Source organism: Arthrobacter caoxuetaonis, assembly GCF_023921125.1.
GTDB classification, from domain to species: Bacteria; Actinomycetota; Actinomycetes; order Actinomycetales; family Micrococcaceae; genus Arthrobacter_B; species Arthrobacter_B caoxuetaonis.
The window spans coordinates 553,408-572,438 of sequence record NZ_CP099466.1 but is presented as its reverse complement, the minus strand read 5'-3'; the positions used below and the strand labels follow the sequence as shown (position 1 = coordinate 572,438).

Sequence of the window (19,031 nt, the reverse complement as noted above, 5' to 3'; positions counted from 1 at the left end):
CCAACAGGTCACATCCCCCGGGAGTCCTCGGCGCAGGACCGGCAAAGGCGCCGGTTGCCCTTTTCCCCGCTGACCATCAGCGCGGGCCGGTTGAACTCCCAGGTCCGCTGCACCACCTGGCACCACCCGGTGTGGTACGCCGTCCCCCGGCGCGTCACGTAGACCTCGCCCGGGCTGAGCACCGGCATTGTTTGCGCCGTCTGCACCCGGCTGGCGTGCAGCCAGCGGTTCCCGGACAGGACCACCCCGGCGGGCGGGGAAAAGAAATCGATAGCGGAGCTCTTCCTTGAAACTGCGTTATAAGTCCCCATACCCCGACATTAGGAACCCCATCCCGTGCGTTCGCTATAGAAAGACGCAATTTTCGCTCAAGATTGGGCGTGTTTCCCGCTCAAAACGCCGTCCACCCAGTACCGTCCTTGACCCGCTGGACGATCCCGGCCTCACGAGGCCGAGATGATGTGGGTAGCGTGGTCATACCTCCACTCCACACGCCCGCCCGGATGCTCCAGCACCACGTTGCTTCCGTTGCGGACGCCGCCGGCTCCGTAGTTTTCCTCCCAGCCGCCATTCAGTGCGACCTTGAATTCATAACGTCCGGCAGGAAGGTCGGGAACTGTCAGTGTCCACAGTCCGGTGGCGCCGTCGAACACCATTTGGGCCTGCGGGCAGGCAGGTTCCCAATCACCCGCGCAGCCCAGCTCGCTGTTGAGGCTCCCGGCAACGGCAACTGCCGCCGGCTGGACCACCTCGGGTGTGCCGTAGACGACGGTGCGCACCTCGCTGAAGGACCTCAGCTCTCCGCTCAGCAGCACCGCCCGGTACTGTACCCGGGCGCCTTCGGTCAGACCGAGCTGCTCCAGGTCATCGACAACGGTGTAGGCGGGAGAGGACTCGTCCGCCGCCAGCTGCTCCCAGGGCCCGTCCCCGATGCGCCGTTCCATCCCCACCACGTGCGACGGCTTCTCCGGAACCGCCTCTGCAGTGACCGTCACTTCACCGCTGACCAGTGCTCCCTCCCCGGGTGAGGTGATGCTCAAGCCTGCGGCAGGTACGACGGCGGCCACCGTACGGGAGGCAGCCGTGTGCCGCCGATTGTCCAGCACGACCGCGCGGTACTCCAGCCGGGTTCCGGCATCCAGGTCACTCACGTCGTCGAAAACCCGGTACGGTGCCGTGTCATCGGTGCCGATGGACTGCCAGCGGCCTCCGGCAGTCCGTGCCTGGAAGGTCACCTGGTAAAAGGAATCTCCGCGTACCTGCGCCGACACTTCAATCCGCCCAGCATCTTCGGCGCTGACGGCAGGCTGCTGCAGCCGGACGGCTGGAGCATTCCGTGAGCCCGGGATTTTTGCGGTGGCCTTCAGGACGACGGCGGACAGCGGCGGCACTTCGACCGCCAGGTTTCCGCGCCGGTCGCTGTGCAGCCCCCGGGAGGAGGTCCCGTACAGGGCCATAAACTTCTGCCTCGGTGAGGCAGTGGGAATCCGGGCGGACTGGGCCTCGGTGCTGTTGTTCACGGCTACCAGATACTCCCGCTGTTCTCCTGCGTCGATCCGGGAAAAGGCGTAGATTCCGGGGCCGTCACTCGCGTACCGGTTTTGGTGCGCGCCGTCGCGCAGGGCGGGGTGCCTGGCAGTGAGCCGGGCGAGTTCCGCGATCTTCGTGTACAGGGGATGCCCCGTGTCGAAGTTGTCCTGCGCATGCGTGGCATCCGTTCCCAGGAGATCGTCATCCAGGTACTCCTCAACCTGGGAGGCAAACATGCTCTGCCGTGCGTCCTGGTCACCGCCCGGTCCGGTGAACCCCTGCTCGTCACCGTAGTAGATCACCGGATTTCCGCGGGAGAAATACATCAGTTCATGTGCCAGCCGGTCCCTGGCCAGCAGCTCGTCCTCAGCGGCGCCGGGGTTGTCTGCTGCGACGAAGCTGCCGATCCGTCCCATGTCGTGGTTCCCCAGGAAGGTTGGAAGCTGGTAGACATTCGAATCCGCGTCCGTGTACCAGTCATCGGCGGCGAAGAAGGCCTCCAGGTCCGCCGCCGGGGCGGACCGGGAGGCGAAGTTCCGGGCGGCGTCCTGGAACGGGAAATCCAGGACCGACTGCATCCGGGCGCCGGTGGTGAAGTGGGAGGTCCTGGCCCTGGAGGTGTCGAAGACTTCCCCGAACATGAGGAACTCGTCCTTGCCCTTGGACCGTGCGAACTCCAGCACTTCGGGGCCGAATTCCTGCCAGAACTCGTCGTTGACATGGCGCATGGTGTCGATCCGGAAACCGTCGACCCCGAAGTCCGCAATCCACGCCTTGTATATTTCCTTCATCCCGTCCACGACCCGCGGGTCCTCAGTGAAGAGGTCATCGAGGCCAAAGAAGTCTCCATACAGGGAATCCTCGCCGGTGAAGGTGGTGTCACCGCGGTTGTGGTAAAGCGTCACGTCGTTCAACCACGCGGGTACTTTGAGGTCTTCTTCTCCGGCTTCCAGGACGGGCAGGTAAGGAAACGACGACGCCGGGTCCAGTTCGGGGAAGGCAGCGGTCCCTGCGAAGTCCCTGTCGTCGAAGACCTGCCCCGCGGCGTCGCGGTAGGGCACCTGGTCCTTGGAGACATAGGGTGTGCGGTTGCCCTCCTCATAGCCGATGACGTCCGCTGTGTGGTTGGTGATGATGTCGAAGTACACCTTCATTCCCCGCCCGTGGGCCAGGTCGATCAGGGTCCGCAGGTCTTCGTTGCTGCCCAGGTGCGGGTCGATTCGGGTGAAGTCGGTGATCCAGTAGCCGTGGTAGCCCGCCGAGTTGTCTTCGGGCTGGACGGCCTTGTTCTTGAAGCTGGGCGTGAGCCAGATCGAGGTTGTTCCCAGCCCCTGGATGTAGTCCAGCTGGCCAATCAGTCCCTGCAGGTCTCCCCCGTTGTAAAAGCCTTTGGAGGTGGGATCGAAGCCTGAAACCATCGGGTCCGGGCCCAGGCCGCCGTCGTCGTTGTCCTTAGTGCCGTTGGCGAACCTGTCGGCCATAACGAAGTAGAAGTTCTCATCCGTGACGGGACCGCGCAGTGACTGCAGGCTCCCCTGGTCCGGTTTCGGGTCGTGGCGGGGGTGGGCTGCGGAGGGCACGGCAGCTCCGCCGGCCGCGAGCGCTGCAGTCAAAGCGAACACCAAAGGCAGATTCCGGGAGTGCATAAGGGTGTCTCCTCATCGAGATCAGTGATGGGCACACCGTAAGCGCCGGATCCGCCCAGCCCTAGGGAAAGTCCCGTTATTCGGTGGGTCCGTTGCCGATTCCCCGCCTGCGTTCCCTGCCGCACTCCAGCTTGGGGGACTATTCTGTCGGCATGCTGAAACGAGTCGCCCGCAAAATTGCCGCAGCGGCACTGGTCCTGTTTGCCTTCGCTTCCGGGATGGTCGTCCTGGGGGTCTATGCGCTGATCAGCTTCGCAGCCTGGGCCGTCTGGGGCGCGGTTCCGCCTGCCTACACGTTCGTGCTCGCGTTCGCTGTACCGCCGTTGGCCATCGCCGCCCTGACAGGGCTGGTCTTCACGGTGCGGAGGACCTCGAAAGGGCTCCAGGCCCGCCGCGGGCTCCGGGTGCAGTCGCAGGCCCGCAGCGCCTCCTGGGAAGCGGCGTGCCAGCGCCGGGACGCTTCGCTCGTGAGCTGGTCCCGCTATGAAACGGACGTATCGCTGCTGATCGAGTACCCGGTCATGACCGACTACTCCGATCCGGTCATCCGCGAAGTCATCGTGGCCATGCAGGGCATCCGGGAGGCGGAGCGCGGAACGGATCCGGACCGGCTGCATCTCGCCGTTGACCGCTTCGACGTCGCCCTGCGGACCGCTGAGAATTACGCACGCCGCTGCGGACAGTCACGGCTGACGGAGCAGGAGCGCGGCAAGCTGGCCACAGCCCGCGCGGCACTGAACCTGATCCTCGACGGCGCAGCAGCCCCGTCGGAAGTCGACGGCGCCTACCGCACCCTGCGCGGTTCCCTGCGCGGCATCATCGACCTGCCCGCACCAGCCGCTGCCGACCTGGAATCCCGGGCACGCGAGACCAGGCGGCTCGGGTCAGCTTCGGTGAGCACCTAAGCAGCCGGCGATCTCCAGCCCACGTCCTCAGGCGGCTAACTAGGCAACAGGCTCCACGACGAAAGCTGTCGGGGTCCCGGGATCGATTTCAGTCAGGCCGGCATCAACAATCAACGGCCCGGCGCCCGGCAGGGACAAGGCGTGGCCGAACCTCCCCTGCGGGACTTCGAGGACCGTTGCTCCAGGCCGCGCTGCCCATGCCTGCTGGTGCGCGGTTTCCTGTTCCAGGTACCAGGCAAGCAGCGCATGGGCGGCCTGGGCGGCTGCCTTCCCGGTGGACATTCCCAGGTCCCGGTTCAGGATGATCACCGGAACGTCCCCGGCAGGGGGTGCCGGCTGGTCGTCGGGAAGCTGCGTGCCGGAGACCTGGAGCGAACGTACCGCCCGCGGCATGTCCTCATAGCGCTGGGGTTCGAAAGCGGCTGCCTCGGCCTTGCCTATCCGGACAACCCCCGAAGGCGCTTCGGCACAGAGTTTCGCGAACGCTTTTGGTCCGGCACGCCGCACGGTCTTGGTGAAGCGTCCCGAGACCCAGTCCGCCCAGGCATCATCACCGGTCCGGGCAGCGTAGGCGAGGACCCCGGCGACGGCGGCAGCTGCGACAGCGTCGCGGTGCGCTGCAGGTTCTTCCTTGTCGACGCGAAGCAGGATCGGCTGGACGGTATCACTCGGTTGCACCCCTCCAGCTTGCCATGCGCCGTACCGGCGTTTTTAGCCGAGGTAACGCAGACCGGCCGCTTCGAGCTTTCCGCGCATCTGGTACATGTCCAGGCCCAGTTCCCCTGCGGCCAGGCGTTTGCGTTTGGCCGCTTCGTTCTCTTCGCGCTCCCTGGACGCCTCCGCCACCTCACGGGTGCGGGCCGCCGGGACGACCACGACGCCGTCGATGTCCGCGACCACCATGTCCCCGGGATGGACCAGCGCGTTGGCGCAGACCACGGGCACGTTGACCGACCCCAGCGTCGCCTTCACCGTTCCCTTGGCATGGATCGCGCGGCTGAAGACGGGAAAGTCCATCTCTTCCAGCGCAGCGGCGTCACGGCAGCCGCCGTCGATCACGAGGCCAACCCCTCCCCGGGCACGGACCGATGTCGCCAGCAATTCACCGAAAAACCCGTCCTCGCACTCCGTGGTGCAGGCGGCCACGAGCACATCCCCCGGCTGCAGCTGTTCGACGGCGACGTGGAGCATCCAGTTGTCCCCCGGCTGCAGCAGTACTGTCACGGCGGGGCCACAGAGTTTCGCGCCGGGGTAAACGGGCCGGATATAGGGCCGCATGAGCCCCAGCCTGCCCATAGCTTCGTGCACTGTGCTTGTCCCGAACGGCTGCAGCGCCGCGGCGTCGGAGGCCGACGGCCGGGTAATGGTGCGGTGGACTATGCCGAGTTCATGCATGGGTACTGCTCCGTTCCCCGCCGCGGCTGCCCAGGCGGGCATCCAGCCGGGGATACACGGCCCGGGCGTTGTGCTCTTGGATGTCGTCGAGCTCTTCGATGGTCAGGCCCGCGGCTGCGAGATAGCGCAGCGTGTCGTCAAAGTGGAAGCCCGTGCACGGGTCAATATCCCGGACCGCGCCGATCATTTCGGAGGCAAAAAGGATGTTCTTTGTCGGTATCACCTCCAGCAGCAGGTCGATGCCTGGCTGGTGGTAGACGCACGTGTCAAAGAAGACGTTGCTGAGCAGGTGTTCCTCCAGCGGAGGCTTGCCCATCGCCATGGCCAGCCCGCGGAGGCGGCCCCAATGGTAGGGAGCAGCTCCCCCGCCGTGCGGAATGACAAAGCGCAGGGTCGGGAAGTCGGCGAACAGGTCGCCCTGGATCAGCTGCATCACCGCTGTGGTGTCTGCATTCAGGTAGTGCGAACCGGTGGTGTGGAAAGCCGGATTCACGCTGGTGCTCACATGGATCATGGCCGGAACGTCATACTCGGTGAGCTTTTCATAGATGGGGTACCAGGACCGGTCCGTCAGCGGCGGGGCGTTCCAGAGACCGCCGGAAGGATCCGGATTCAGGTTGACGGCCACGGCGCCGTATTCCTCCACGCAGCGCACCAGCTCCGGAACGCTGGTCGCCGGATCAGCGCCCGGGGACTGCGGGAGCATTGCGGCGGTGGCGAACCGGTCCGGGAACAGCGTGCTGACCCGGTAGCAGAGCTCGTTGCAGATGGCGGCCCACTGGGCGGAGGTCTCAAAGCTGCCAATGTGGTGGGCCATGAAAGAGGCCCGGGGCGAGAAAACGGTGAGGTCGATGCCACGCTCGTCCATCTGGCGCAGCTGGTTGGCGGTGATGCTCTTCCGCAGGTCATCGTCGCTGATGCGAAGGTCGGCTGGGTGCGGCGCCGGCACGGAGGGGTCCTCCAGCGACGCCGTCTGCTGCTGGCGCCATGCGGCCAGGGCCGGCGGCGCCGTGGTGTAGTGGCCGTGGATATCGATGATCATCGGTGTTCCTCTCCGGAGGGTCCCTGCCATACGGCGCGCGGGACATAGGCGGTGCCTGCCATGATGAGCCGTGCCGTGCGCAGCAGGGCAGAGCGGGTCACCCGCTGCGGATCCTGCGGATCCAGTCCGAGTTCCACGGTGAACTCTCCCGCCGGGTGCTCCACGGAAACCGGCTGACCGGGCGGCGGCGCCCCGCCGGCAACGGCCTGGGCGACCGTTCCCTCAATCACGCAGGCGGTGGCTGCGGTGACCGCCGCCAGCACGCCAATGGACTCGTGGCATACGTGCGGGATGAAGCTGCGGGTGTTGAGGGTTCCGCCGCTGCGGGCCGCGGAGACCAAGGTCATCTTGGGGTAGTTCTTTGCGCTTACGTCTCCCAAACCCATCAGGTGCCCGCAGGCGAGGCGCAGCTGCTCGAGCCGATCCTTGAGATCACCGTCGGCGTTGAGCGCGGCGGGATCTTCGTAGCCCGAACGTCCCAGGGCGGCGGCCTCCACGATGACCAGGGGCTGTCCGTTGTCGATGCAGGTGACCGCGACTTCGCCCGATCCGTCAAGATGCACGGTGTTCCTGGCCCGGCCCGTGGGCAGGAGCTGGTCGCAGACCGAACCTGCGGTGTCGAGAAAATTGATGGTGACCGGAGACGATGTTCCCGGGACCCCGTCGATCCGGGTATCGCCGTCGTAATCCACGTACCTGGCCCCGTCCCCCAGCGGAGTGCGGATGCTGATCTCTGCCACCATCCCGGTATTCAGCGTGAGCACTGCTGCGGTCGTCGTGTCGGAGTGCGGTTCCAGGAGACCGCGTTCGACGGCGAACGGCAGCACGGCTGCCAGCATGTTCCCGCAGTTGGGGGTGGTGTCGACGGTGCCGGTGTCAGGGCGCAGCTGCGCGAACAGGAACTCAAGATCGATGCCCGGGCGCCGGCTGACGGAGACGATGCCGGCCTTGCTGGTCAGCGGATTCCCTCCGCCCATGCCGTCTATCTGCAGCGGGTGCGGCGATCCCATCACGGCACGGAGGACGGCGTCTCGCCGGGCGGTGTCCTGCGGGAGGTCGCCTGCTGCGAAAAACGGACCGCGCGATGTGCCTCCGCGCATGAACCTGCAGGGAATGCCGACCTGGTTGCCGGCCGGCTGTCCCGGTGCCGGCCCGGCTGCCCCCTGAACCTGTTCCATGCTCCCCTCCCCGTCGGACGCTAGTCAGCAACGTACCCGCCGGCCACTTTGCCGTCAATATTGTTGACAATTCTCCGGACGGGTGATGGACTCCCTGCGTTGCCCTGCAGTTGAGCGTGAGAAATGCGGAAGGAAAATCCCATGGCGCCTGGATTCCGGGACATTGCCCACGTTGGTTTCGTGGAGCTCTACACCCCCGACTTTGAGGGGAGCCTCTGGTTCTTCACGGAACTGCTCGCCATGCGGGAGGTCGCACGCGAGGGCGATTCCGCCTACCTGCACGCCTGGGACGACTACGAACACCACACCATCAAGCTGACCCGGCACGCCACCTCCGGCGTCGGCAGGCTGGGCCTCCGGGCCTCCAGCCAGGAGGCGCTGGAGCGGAGGGTTGCGGCCATCGAGGCGGCCGGCCGCGGCACGGGCTGGCACGACGGCGGACCCGGCATGGGAAAGACCTACGCCTTCACGGACCCTGATGGCCACCCCATGGACCTCTACTACGAGAGTGCCTGGCATGTTCCCACGGAAGAGTCCCGGCCGGCTCTCAAGAACCAGGCCGACCGCTTCCCCGGCCGCGGAGTCAACGCCCGCCGGCTGGACCACGTCAACTTCCTGGGCGCCGACGTCGAAGCCAACGGGCGGTTCGTTGAGGACATCCTGGGCGGCAAGCCGACCGAGCAGATCCGGCTGGACAACGGATCCCTGTCCGCACAGTGGTTTACGTTCTCCAACAAGTCTTATGACCTGGTCTACAGCGGGGACTGGACCGGCAGCAGCGGACGACTGCACCACGTGGCCTTTGCCACCGACACCCGGGAAGACATCCTCAAGGCAGCAGACATCTTCCTCGAAAACGGCATCCACATTGAAACCGGGCCGCACAAACACGCTATCCAGCAGACCTTCTTCCTCTACGTGTACGAACCCGGCGGAAACCGGATCGAGTTCTGCAACGCCGGGGCACGCCTGATTCTGTCGCCGGACTGGAAAACCATCGAATGGACCGAGACCGAGCGGGCCAAGGGCCAGGCATGGGGCATGAAGACGATCTCCACCTTCCACACCCACGGCACACCGCCTGTCTCCGGGCCGGGACAGGTCACCCCATGAAAGGCGGAACCATGCCAGCAGCTCGGTTCCTTGCCGGTGCCGCATCCGCCGTCCTGCTGGTCAACGCTGTTCCCCACGGCGTCAGCGGACTCCAGGGCCGCCGTTTTCCCTCCCCGTTTTCCAGTCCGCCCGGGGGCGCCCTGTCCCCGCCTTCCGCGAACATCGTGTGGAGTGCAGCCAATGCCGCCGGGGGCATGCTCCTGCTGCGGCGGGCCGGATCCTCAGCGGCGGACCGGTGGATCATGGCGGGATCCGGGCTGTGCATGGCGTTTGTCCTGGCTGCCCACTTCGGCAGGGTTCTGCCGGAACTTGACGCCGCGGAACGGTCCCACAGCACCGGATAACGTTTCCGCATCGGCAATGATTATGGCTTTGACGTGGGCAGACACCCGCTGCAGCTTCCTGCTAGGTCTTGAGGGAACGGAGAACCTTCCGCTTCCCCCAACCTCAAGGAGTACCAGTGCCGTCATTCCGTCTGCTGCCCGTTCTTGCGCTCTCAACCCTGCTTGTTGCCGGATGTACCAGTCCGGGCGCCGCCGAACCCGGGGCCTCCACCGCACCCGGGGGCCAGGACGCTGCGCACGAGTCGCGGCTGGACCTCATCAAGTCCCGGGGTTCGCTCATTGTCTGCACCACCGGGGATTACCGGCCGTTCACCTACAAGGACCCGGAGACCGGCGAATTCAGCGGCATCGACATTGCCATGGTCCAGGACCTTGCCTCACGCCTGGACGTAGACATCGAGTATGTGCAGACCACGTGGAAGGACCTGATGCCGGACTTCCTCGCCGGCTGCGACATCGGTGCCGGCGGAGTCTCAGTCTCCCTGGCCCGGGCCGAGCAGGCGTTCTACAGCAGCACCGTGCTGGACGACGGTAAAACCCCGATTACGCGGTGCGGTGAGGAGGAGCTCTACGACACCGTGGAGGAAATCAACTCACCCGGCGTCCGTTCGATCACCCCGATCGGCGGCACAAATGAAATCTTCGCCGACGAAAACTACCCCAACGGCGAGATCATCCGATTCGAGGACAACAACACGATTTTCGATGAGATCGTCGCCGGCCGCGCCGACGTGATGACCACCGACGCCGCTGAGGTGAAATGGGTCGACAACGAGTACCCGGAGCTGTGCGCCGTGGACCCGGACAACCCGTTCAACTTCTCGCAGAAGGCGTACCTGCTTCCGCTCGGCGACACGGTGTTCCAGGAGTACGTCAACCAGTGGCTGAACCTCGCGGAGAACGACGGCACGTACGACGCCGCGAAGGAGCCCTGGTGGGGGTAGGCGCCTGAGCTAGCCCTCCCGGAAGTACTCTTCCACGGCGGAGCTGTTCCAGATCTCCGCATACTTTGCCTGGAGGTCGTACAGCGATCCGTCGTGGACCGCGGCGTCGCGGTCCCCAACAGCGTTTCCGACGACGATCGGCACGAATCCGTGCTGCATCGCATCGACTGCCGTTGCGCGGATGCAGCCGCTGGTGCTGGTGCCCACGATGACCAGGGTGTCGATTGCACGGGTGTGGAGGAGCTGGGCCAGGTCCGTGCCGAAGAAGGCGCTGGCGTACTGTTTCACCAGCACGGTTTCCCCCTCCTCGGGGGCGACCTCCGGCATGAGCTGGCCCAGTTCCGTCTCCCCGATCAGCAGGCGGAGTGCCGGGACCTTGCGGATAAACACTCCGCCGTCCGCGCCGTCCGGCCCGAAGCTGACCCGCGTATGCAGCACCGGGACGCCGCAGGCACGGGCAGCGACAAGCACCTGCGCCGCGCTGTCGAGGAATTCCTTGTCCGGCAGGCAGAGCGGGCTCTGCGGGTCGAAGTAGGCACGCATCAGGTCAACGGCCACGACGGCGGGCGCTGTGCCCGGTGCCAGGGTGCCGTCGAATCCGTGGGCGAAACCGGTCACGCCAGCGCCACCGGCGGCAGCGGTGCAGCCAGGCCCGTCTCAGCCAGGCTGTTGGCCAGCAGGTCCGCCATCTCTCCGCCGCGGTTGAAAAGGGGCAGGGGCCCCTCCCGGTCCCCGCGCAGCCGTTCACGGAGCGCCTGAGTGGCCTCGGCGTCGGGCGTTCCCTCCTCCGAGCACACCACTCCGTAGGCGAGCGCGCCCTGCGCCGTCACCAATCCGCGCCGGACCTCTTTGCAGACCAGCTCCGGATCACGCTCCAGCGGATCACCCCAGCCGCCGCCGCCCCAGGTGACAAAATGCAGGACGTCACCCGGTGCGACCTGAACGTCGTGGACCTTGGACGGAAGGATAAGCGTGGTCCCGTCGGCCTTATCGATCCATTTCCGTCCGCGGGCGCCCGGCTCACCGCCGCGGACACCCCACGGATAGGTGAGCCAGCGGTCGTCGTGAATGGCGATGGTCCCGGGTTCCAGGAAGCGGTACGCGACGTCGACGCCGTTGCCTCCCCGGTGCAGGCCGGCGCCTCCGGTGTCCGCGATGGTCTCCCAGCGGTCAATGACCAGCGGGTAATAGGACTCCAGGTACTCACAGGGAATGTTCGTGAAGGACGGCCAGAGCGAGTGCCCGTCAGGGCCGTCGCCCACCGGCCGTCCGGGGATCCCGCCGAAGCCGATCGAGTACAGCTGGAACCATTCACCCCGCCGGTCCCCGGAGCTGTAGTTCCCGGAGTACATGAAGTGCGGGGAGGATGAGAAACCGGCGCCGTTGAGCAGGTCCGGGTTGGCCTGGCCGAGCAGCCCGCCGAAGAGGTCGAACAGCCGGCCAATGCCGTGGTTGCGGCCGTTCAGCGCGGCCGGATAGCGCGGTTTCCAGAACGTGTCATCGGGGATTTCCACGTCCACCAGCGGATAGAACCCGTCGTTCCACAGGATCTGCGGATCGGCCACGGTGATCATGTAGATGCCGAAGAACATCCGGATCAGGTTCTCGTTGATGTAGTAGTTGATCGGACCCTGCGCCTGCGGGCTGCTGCCGGTCAGATCGATCAGCACCTTGTCCCCGGTGCGGGTGATGGTCATCTTCAGCTCGTACGGGCCGAAGCCGCGGCCGTCGTCATCGATGTAGTCGGTGAAGGAGAGCGGTTTGCCCTCTTCGAACACCATGGACAGCAGCGTCTTCATGGCGCGGTAGTTCCGGTCCAGCAGGGCGTTCAGTGCGGAGGTGTAGGTGTCCACGCCGAAGCGGGCGCACATTTCCTGCACCCGCCGGGAGGCGGTGCTGCAGGCTGCGACCAGTCCGTTCAGGTCCGCCCGGTTCCAGTCCGGCTTGCGGACCTGGTTCAGGATGATGCCCAGTGCCGTGTCGTCCCTCTCTCCGCGCCGGTAGAGCTTGAACGGCGGAATCACCACACCTTCCTCGAAGATGGTCCGGGCATCGGTGGGCATGGACGCCGGAGTCTTCCCGCCGACGTCGGTCATGTGCCCGAACTGCGAAGCCCATCCGACGATCCGTCCCTCGAAGAAGATGGGCATCACCACCAGCCAGTCGTTGGCATGGCTGATCGCTGCCCCGCAGGAATATGGGTCGGAGGTCATCAGCACGTCGCCCTCCTCGATGGTTCCGTGGAAGTTCTCCAGGAAGTCGGGAATCGAGAGGCCGAACTGCCCCACGATCATCTTGCCGCTCGGGTCGGCGATCAGGGGAAATTCGTCGTGCTGCTCCCGGATCCCGGGACTGAGGGCAGTGCGGAAGAGTGTTTCGTCCATCTCATATCTCGCGCTGCGGAGCGCGTTTTCAATGAGGTCAAGCGTTACGACGTCGACGTCCACGGCCTGCAGCGGCTCGGTGGCGGTCTCCACTAACTGGGCCATGGGCCTACTCCTTCGGGTCTTGGACGGGGCGGATGAGCAGGCTGCCGTGCGGGTGCACGGCAGCGGTGTGTCCGGGGAGGACCAGGGTGGTGGAATCCATCTCCGCGATGACCGCGGGGCCGGGAACCACATTTCCCGCCAGGAGGCGGTCCCGGTCGTACACCATGGCCTCGACCGAGCTGCCTTCCACGAAGATGGTGGTGGAGGTCCGTTCCGCTGCCGACGGATCCGTGCCGCCGGTGTCCAGGCTGATGGAGGCGACCTCCGGACGCGGACCGTTCACGGTGGACCGGACGGTCACGAGTTCGTGCTCGTTGTCCAGCAGGAAGGAAAAGAGCCGCTCGTGCTCTTTGTCGAATGCCTGTCTCAGCCCCGCGAACCCGCCGCCGTCGCCGGCTGCAAACGCCGCGTAATCCAGCGGAACCGGGATCTCGAAACCCTGCCCGTGGTAGCGGACGTCGGCGGAGTAGCTGACGGTGAGGTCGGAGTCCCCCAGCCCCGCCGCGAGCATGGTTTCCCGGGCGGTGGCGCTGAGCTCGTCCAGCAGGCCGGACAGTTCCGCGTCGGTGAAATCGCCGAAGGGACGGACCAGCGTCCGGGCTGCTTCATTCCGCAGGCTCGTGGTGGCATCGCCGTAGGCCGACAGCACGCCGGGCGACGGCGGGATGATCACCGGCCACGCTCCGGTGAGCTTGCCCAGCGCGTTGGCGTGCAGCGGCCCTGCTCCCCCGAATGCCACGAGGGCGAAGTCCCGCGGGTCGAATCCCTGCTGGGTGGACACCAGTTTCAGCGCGCCGAACATGTTCTCGTTGACGATGTTGACGATCCCCTCAGCGGCCCGTTCAACATCGTTCAGCCCGGTCGCATCGGCAATGGTCTTCACGGCTGCCGCTGCTGCTTCCGCGTCGAGGCCGATTTCCCCGCCTGCCAGTTCGGCCGGAAGATAGCCGAGCACAACGTTTGCGTCCGTGACCGTCGGATCGGCGCCGCCGCGTCCGTACGACGCCGGCCCCGGCGCCGCCCCTGCGGACTGCGGCCCGACGCGCAGCGCCTGGGTCAGCGGCGGAACGTGGGCGATCGATCCGCCGCCGGCACCAACGGTCCGCACATCCACCGAGGTGGCCCGGACGGTGAGGTCCCCCACCGTGGTCTCGCGGCCGATGCGCGGTTGCAGGTTCTGGACCAGGGCGACGTCGGTGGACGTGCCGCCCATGTCGAAGGTCAGGAAGTCGGTGTAGCCGGCCTGCTCAGCCGCCCAAGCCGCGCCGGTTACGCCTCCGGCCGGGCCCGAAAGCAGGAGCGAGACGGGGTTGTCGGCAGCGACGGTTCCGGAGACAAGTCCTCCGTCACTGCGCAGGATCGAGAGCTGGGTATCCATCCCTGCGTTGGCAAGCTGCGCGTCAAGGTTCCGCACGTAGCCGGAGACCTGGCCCTGGACGTAGGCATTGGCAACGGTGGTGATGGCGCGTTCGTATTCACGCAGCTCGGGAAGGACAACGGAGGAGCGGGACACCGGAACGCCGGGGAGCACTTCGCCGGCGATCTCGGCGATCCGCGCCTCGTGGCTGCCGTTCGCGTACGCGTTGATCAGGCAGATACTCAGCGCCTCGACGCCGTTGCGCCCCAGTTTGGCCAGCTGCCGGCGGACGTCGTCTTCGTCCAGGGGCGTCAGTACGGCGCCGGCCGTGGAGACGCGCTCTGTTACTTCGACGGTGTCCTCGAGATCCGCAAGCGGCTCCGGCTTGGGCCAGATGATCCAGCCGGCGAGCCCTCCGGGAACGAAGGAGCGCGCAATCTGCAGCACCTGGCGGAAGCCCCGGGTGGTTACCAGCCCAACGCGGGAGCCCTTCTGTTCCAGGATGGCGTTGGTCGCAACGGTAGTGCCGTGCAGCACGTCCTTCACCGCGGAGGTGTCGATCCCCGCGGCGGCGCATACCTGGCTGATGCCGTGCAGCACGCCGACTGACTGGTCCTCGGGAGTGGAGGATGTCTTGTACCGGTGCGTTTCGCCGGTGTCCTCATTAACAAGCAGAATGTCCGTGAATGTGCCGCCGACATCCACGCCTAACCGAAACGCCATCAGTTCTCCTTGGGGGTGGTGCTGCCGGTCCACGCGTGGCCAGGGCAGCGGAAGGATCCGTGCCGGAAGTGCATTTATGCCGCTTCATGCGCCGGCCCCGTTGCCAGCGTCACATGAGTGGCATCAGGCTAGGGGTGCGATGTTGCACTGTCAATAGATTGCATACAACCCTTCGCAAAGCTTCCGCCAGCGTCCTTGACACTGGGATATCCAACTGTCAGGTTGTATGCACACTGCCCGTACCCGGCCCACAGAAGGAGCAACCATGCCACCTGCACAACAGGGCCCGCTGGCGGGCGTGCGGGTGGTGGAAATGGGCCAGCTGCTCGCAGGGCCGTTCTGCGGACAACTCCTCGGGGACCTGGGCGCCGACGTCGTCAAAATCGAAGACCCGGCACGCGGGGATCCGCTGCGCCAGTGGGGCCGGCAACTGCCCGAAGGCGTCTCCCTCTGGTGGTCGGTGGTCGGACGGAACAAGCGGTCCGTGACCCTGAATCTTCGGGACCCCGAAGGCCAGGAGCTGGCTAAACGCCTGATTGCACAGGCCGACGTCGTCATTGAGAACTTCCGCCCCGGGACCATGGAACGCTGGGGCCTGGGGTTCGAGGAGCTTCGCCGGGAGAATCCCCGGCTGGTGATGGTGCGGGTTTCCGGCTTTGGCCAGGACGGCCCGTATGCGCAGCGCGCCGGGTATGGAGCGATCGGCGAAGCGATGGGAGGCCTGCGCTACGTCGTCGGCGATCCGTCCACGCCGCCCTCCCGGGTGGGGATCTCCATAGGCGACACCCTCGCCGCAATGTTCGCGGCCATCGGGGCCCTCGCCGCCCTGCAGGAGCGGCAGTCCAGCGGGCAGGGGCAGGTTGTTGATTCCGCCATCTATGAGGCGGTCCTGGGAGTCATGGAATCCCTGGTGCCGGAATGGCAGGTCACCGGCTACCAGCGCGAGCGCACCGGAGCCGTGCTGCCCAACGTTGCACCCAGCAACGTCTACCCAACCCAGGACGGCCAGTGGCTGCTGATCGCCGCCAATCAGGACACTGTCTTCGCCCGCCTGGCCAAGGCCATGGACTCCCCTGGACTGGCGGACGACCCGCGCTACGCCACCCACGGCGCCCGCGGGGAGCGGCAGCAGGAGCTCGACGACCTGATTGCCGGCTTCACCTCCGGGCTGGACGCTGACGAACTCGAGAAACTCCTCCAGGAACACGGAGTCCCCTCAGGCAAGATTTTCCGTCCGGCGGATATGTTCACGGACCCGCAGTTTGCCGCACGGAAATCCATCACCGAAGTGGACCACCCCACCCTGGGTCCGGTGTCCATGCAGAACGTGTTCCCCCGCCTCAGCCGGACGGGCGGCAGCATCCGCTGGCCCGGCCCGGAGCTCGGAGCCCATACCGCGGAAGTCCTTGCCGGGATCGGTGTCGACGAGGCAGCGCTCCAGGAGCTGCGCGCCCGGGGCGTGGCATGAGCCTGCCGGGGCTTCCGTCCTCGGTCCGCCTGGTGGAGGTGGGCCTGCGGGACGGGCTGCAGTCTGTTCCGGAACCGCTGAGCACCGCCCACAAGGTGGAACTGGTCCAACTGCTGATCGATGCGGGAGTCCGCGAAATCGAGGCGGTGTCCTTCGCCCACCCCAGGGTCCTGCCGCAGCTGGCTGATGCCGCCGAGGTGATGGCCGCCGTTCCCCGGGTCCCCGGCGTGCGCTACCGCGGTCTGGCACCGAATTACCGGGGTGCCGAACGGGCCGCGGACTGCGGCCTGGATGAACTGGTGGTGGTGGTCTCCGCAGACCAAGAGGTCAGCCGGCGCAACCAGCGGCTCTCCGTCGATGAAGCACTGGCCGGACTGGAGCGGATCGGCGAGCTGGCCCGCTCCGCGGGCCTGCGGCTGGTCACCGCCGTCGCCTGCTCCTTCTTCGCCCCCGCCCGGGGCCCGGTAGCCCGCGAAGAGCGGCTGCGGGTGGTGGATGCAGCTGTGGCCGCAGGGTCGGCCGGTGTCTACCTTGCCGGGACCTCCGGGCAGGAAGAGCCCGGCGAAATCTATGACGGAATCCGTGAGGTCCGCGAGCTGTATCCCGGGCTGGAAGTTGGTGTCCACCTGCATAACCGCAACGGCTTCGCCCCGGCGAATGCCCTGGCTGCACTGCAGGCCGGCACGGACTGGATTGAGGGCTCCTTTGCCGGGCTGGGCGGAGACCTCTGGTTTCCCGGAGATCCCTCCGTGCTGGGCAATGCGCCGTTCGAGGATCTGGTGCACCTGTGTGACGGCCTCGGAATTCACACCGGAGTGGACCTGGAGAGTTACCTGCTGGCAGCCAACCGGATCGTGGAGCTGACCGGGCGGGCATCGGCGTCTTTCGTTGCCCGCGGCGGCACCCGCACCCAGCTTGCCGAAGCCCGCTGGCCGGCGGACGAACCCGCCTCCGGCAAGGGATAACGTAGTTCACATGGACCATTCCCCCGCCGCCTCGGATCCCGTCGAGGAGAGCCCTTACGCCCGCCTGCGTGCCCTCATAGCCTCCGGTGAGGTCGCTCCGGGCGCCTGGCTGCGGGAGGCCGCCCTTGCCGAACGGCTGGGCGTTTCACGGACCCCGGTCCGGGAGGCACTGAACCGGCTGGCCGCCGAAGGAATTGTGGAGATCAGCCGGAACAAGGGTGCCCAGGTGGTCTCCTTCTCGCCCGAGGACGTGGCAGGGCTGTACGACGTGCGGGCCGGCTTCGAGCCGCATGCGGCACTGCTGGCCGTTCCCCGGCTAACGGACAGCGACGTCGAGCGGCTGGCCGAACTGAACACCGCCATGGAAGCCGCGGCAGCGGACGGGGACCTGCGGACACTGGGAGCACTGAACAACGAGTTCCACGGGCTTTTCGTGGACCGCTGCGGCAACCGGCACTTTGCCGTGGCCCTGCAGACCCTGATGCGGCCGGCAGTAGTCGCCCACACCTTCGGGACCTACAGTCCCGAAGCCCTGCGCCGCAGCATGCTCCATCACGCGGAACTGGTGGCTGCGGCGCGGGCCCGCGACGGCGAGTGGGCAGAAGCTGTGATGCGCACCCACATCCTGGCCGCACGGAACGCCGCCGGGGCGCGGACTGCCGCCGTCTAGCGGCGGGCTTGGCTCTCCGAGGACCACGTACTGCCGGCGCTGAAAGGGTCGAAGAGCAGCCGGCCGAACATTTCCCGCTGGGCCGGCTGCGCTTCCTTGCCCTCATCCAGGCGCTGGATGACGTAGCGGTACAGCTTTTCCTGCAGCACGTGCGCTTCGCCCTCGCTGAAGGGTCCGTGCGCCAGTCCACCGATCCGCTGCTCGAGCTCAGGCAGCCGCGCCAGTCCGGAAGGATCCGGCGCCATCGCGATGCCGAACACGACATCCAACAGGACGCTTGCCTTCTCCGCTCCGGTCGAGTCGGGATCGGCTTCCACTGCCTGCAAGGTGCGCTCGGCCGCTGCCCGCGCCGGTCCATAGGCGGGCAGCCTGAGCAGGAAGCTGACCAGGGCGGTGCCGGATTCGTACCCGCTGACGGGTCCGGAGAGCCATTCCTCCAATGCCCTGCGGCACAAGTCGTCACCTGCCAGGAACAGGAACTGCGCTGCGAACCCGACGACGTCGCTGCGTCGGCAGCGTTCGGCGTGGTTCGTTCCGGCAGGAAACCCTGCGAGCGCCGCGATGGCCATCTGGTGCAGCGCTTCCGCCAGTTCCTCGTCCTCCTCCCGTTCCCGGAGGGAGCCGAAAACGTCCCAGCCCGGGCGGTCCTGGAGATGCCAGTACAGTTCCCGCATGAGGTAAGGCACCCAGGGGCTGCCCGGACCGTGCTCCTCGACGGCGAGGAAGAACGCGCCGGTCAGGTACAGAGGGTCACGGGGCCGGCGGTGGTCCCATGCCGCGTCGTAGAGGTGGATTGCCACCTCGCGGTCGTGGTTCAGGGCCGGGACTGATTCAGCGAAGTCCCACGCCCTTTCGCACAGTGCCCTGCCCTCCCCGGTTTCGCCGCAGCCGGCGTACGCTTTGGCCGCGGAAAGCACGGTCATGATGTACGGCTTGGGCTGTGGAATGCCCTGGCCTTCCATGGCCCGGACTGTGCTGAGAAGTTCCGCCGGGCCGTGCTGCTGTCCCCCATGTTGTTCATTCCCCATCGGGACACGGTACCGCCGTTTTGCGCGGTGTCATGGGAACGCGGCCCTTAAACCACAGACGCCGGTCCGGAGCCGGTGATTCCACCCCCATGGAAATCACCGGCTTCGGCCCGGCGCCTGACCCCTGTACGGGACCTTCAAACCTGTGGATCCCTGCCCTGCAGTGATCCAGTACTGAGACTACCTAAGTTTCTTCCGTGCCAGCGTCGGTCTAGGACACAACTTCATATCAAC

The 19,031-nt window shown here is 66.4% G+C and carries 17 protein-coding genes; 7 read left to right on the top strand and 10 right to left on the bottom strand.

Annotated elements, in window-relative coordinates; all coding sequences use genetic code 11:
* Window positions 1-8: 8 nt before the first annotated feature.
* Window positions 9-311 carry a hypothetical protein gene (locus NF551_RS02650; protein ID WP_227897513.1) on the bottom strand — a complete coding sequence of 101 codons (303 nt, stop codon included), beginning with the start codon at window positions 309-311 and terminating at the stop codon, window positions 9-11.
* Between the two features lie 132 nt (window positions 312-443).
* Entirely contained in the window at window positions 444-3,176 is a 2,733-nt protein-coding gene (locus NF551_RS02645; RefSeq protein ID WP_227897512.1) for an alpha-amylase family glycosyl hydrolase, read from the bottom strand.
* 152 nt (window positions 3,177-3,328) lie between these two features.
* Between NF551_RS02645 and NF551_RS02640 the strand changes: the two genes are divergently transcribed.
* Window positions 3,329-4,081 (top strand): hypothetical protein, encoded by a 753-nt coding sequence (locus NF551_RS02640; RefSeq protein WP_227897511.1) that lies wholly within the window; start codon window positions 3,329-3,331, stop codon window positions 4,079-4,081.
* Between the two features lie 39 nt (window positions 4,082-4,120).
* Here the strand turns inward: NF551_RS02640 and NF551_RS02635 are convergent, their stop codons facing one another.
* Genes NF551_RS02635 through NF551_RS02620 form a run of 4 tightly spaced genes read right to left on the bottom strand, consistent with a single transcriptional unit; the run spans window position 4,121 to window position 7,696 of the window.
* Window positions 4,121-4,759 carry a peptidyl-tRNA hydrolase gene (locus NF551_RS02635; RefSeq protein ID WP_227897510.1) on the bottom strand — a complete coding sequence of 213 codons (639 nt, stop codon included), beginning with the start codon at window positions 4,757-4,759 and terminating at the stop codon, window positions 4,121-4,123.
* 33 nt (window positions 4,760-4,792) lie between these two features.
* On the bottom strand, window positions 4,793-5,476 hold the full coding sequence (ligK, locus tag NF551_RS02630) for a 4-carboxy-4-hydroxy-2-oxoadipate aldolase/oxaloacetate decarboxylase (protein WP_227897509.1): 684 nt from the start codon (window positions 5,474-5,476) through the stop codon (window positions 4,793-4,795).
* On the bottom strand, window positions 5,469-6,518 hold the full coding sequence (locus NF551_RS02625; RefSeq protein WP_227897508.1) for an amidohydrolase family protein: 1,050 nt from the start codon (window positions 6,516-6,518) through the stop codon (window positions 5,469-5,471). Before NF551_RS02625 ends, ligK begins: the two co-directional genes overlap by 8 nt.
* A complete protein-coding gene (locus NF551_RS02620; RefSeq protein ID WP_227897507.1) occupies window positions 6,515-7,696 on the bottom strand; it encodes a 4-oxalomesaconate tautomerase in 1,182 nt (393 codons plus the stop codon). The genes NF551_RS02625 and NF551_RS02620 overlap by 4 nt, the downstream gene beginning before the upstream one ends.
* A 141-nt stretch (window positions 7,697-7,837) precedes the next feature.
* Here NF551_RS02620 and NF551_RS02615 point away from each other — a divergent pair, with 141 nt between their 5' ends.
* The 3 genes from NF551_RS02615 to NF551_RS02605 all read left to right on the top strand — a co-directional run bounded on the left by NF551_RS02615 (window position 7,838) and on the right by NF551_RS02605 (window position 10,097).
* A complete protein-coding gene (locus NF551_RS02615; RefSeq protein ID WP_227897506.1) occupies window positions 7,838-8,809 on the top strand; it encodes a VOC family protein in 972 nt (323 codons plus the stop codon).
* A gap of 11 nt (window positions 8,810-8,820) precedes the next feature.
* Window positions 8,821-9,153: a hypothetical protein gene (locus NF551_RS02610; protein WP_227897505.1), complete on the top strand. Its 333-nt coding sequence runs from the start codon at window positions 8,821-8,823 to the stop codon at window positions 9,151-9,153.
* A gap of 116 nt (window positions 9,154-9,269) precedes the next feature.
* Window positions 9,270-10,097 carry a transporter substrate-binding domain-containing protein gene (locus NF551_RS02605; RefSeq protein ID WP_227897504.1) on the top strand — a complete coding sequence of 276 codons (828 nt, stop codon included), beginning with the start codon at window positions 9,270-9,272 and terminating at the stop codon, window positions 10,095-10,097.
* A gap of 9 nt (window positions 10,098-10,106) precedes the next feature.
* On the opposite strand, the gene NF551_RS02600 is transcribed toward NF551_RS02605, so the two are convergent.
* From NF551_RS02600 to NF551_RS02590, 3 genes are read right to left on the bottom strand one after another with little or no spacing between them, the layout of a single operon-like run.
* Window positions 10,107-10,715: an isochorismatase family protein gene (locus tag NF551_RS02600; protein WP_227897503.1), complete on the bottom strand. Its 609-nt coding sequence runs from the start codon at window positions 10,713-10,715 to the stop codon at window positions 10,107-10,109.
* Window positions 10,712-12,586 (bottom strand): hydantoinase B/oxoprolinase family protein, encoded by a 1,875-nt coding sequence (locus NF551_RS02595; protein WP_227897502.1) that lies wholly within the window; start codon window positions 12,584-12,586, stop codon window positions 10,712-10,714. The genes NF551_RS02600 and NF551_RS02595 overlap by 4 nt, the downstream gene beginning before the upstream one ends.
* A gap of 4 nt (window positions 12,587-12,590) precedes the next feature.
* Complete coding sequence (locus NF551_RS02590; RefSeq protein WP_227897501.1) at window positions 12,591-14,666, bottom strand: hydantoinase/oxoprolinase family protein; 2,076 nt, start codon at window positions 14,664-14,666, stop codon at window positions 12,591-12,593.
* 265 nt (window positions 14,667-14,931) lie between these two features.
* Here NF551_RS02590 and NF551_RS02585 point away from each other — a divergent pair, with 265 nt between their 5' ends.
* The 3 genes from NF551_RS02585 to NF551_RS02575 are packed head-to-tail and all read left to right on the top strand — an operon-like array spanning window position 14,932 to window position 17,769.
* Complete coding sequence (locus tag NF551_RS02585; protein WP_227897500.1) at window positions 14,932-16,134, top strand: CaiB/BaiF CoA transferase family protein; 1,203 nt, start codon at window positions 14,932-14,934, stop codon at window positions 16,132-16,134.
* Window positions 16,131-17,099 (top strand): beta/alpha barrel domain-containing protein, encoded by a 969-nt coding sequence (locus tag NF551_RS02580; RefSeq protein WP_227897499.1) that lies wholly within the window; start codon window positions 16,131-16,133, stop codon window positions 17,097-17,099. The genes NF551_RS02585 and NF551_RS02580 overlap by 4 nt, the downstream gene beginning before the upstream one ends.
* A gap of 10 nt (window positions 17,100-17,109) precedes the next feature.
* Window positions 17,110-17,769 carry a GntR family transcriptional regulator gene (locus NF551_RS02575; protein WP_227897498.1) on the top strand — a complete coding sequence of 220 codons (660 nt, stop codon included), beginning with the start codon at window positions 17,110-17,112 and terminating at the stop codon, window positions 17,767-17,769.
* On the opposite strand, the gene NF551_RS02570 is transcribed toward NF551_RS02575, so the two are convergent.
* Window positions 17,766-18,797: a hypothetical protein gene (locus NF551_RS02570; protein ID WP_227897497.1), complete on the bottom strand. Its 1,032-nt coding sequence runs from the start codon at window positions 18,795-18,797 to the stop codon at window positions 17,766-17,768. The two genes, NF551_RS02575 and NF551_RS02570, sit on opposite strands and share 4 nt — an antisense overlap.
* Window positions 18,798-19,031 lie beyond the last annotated feature (234 nt).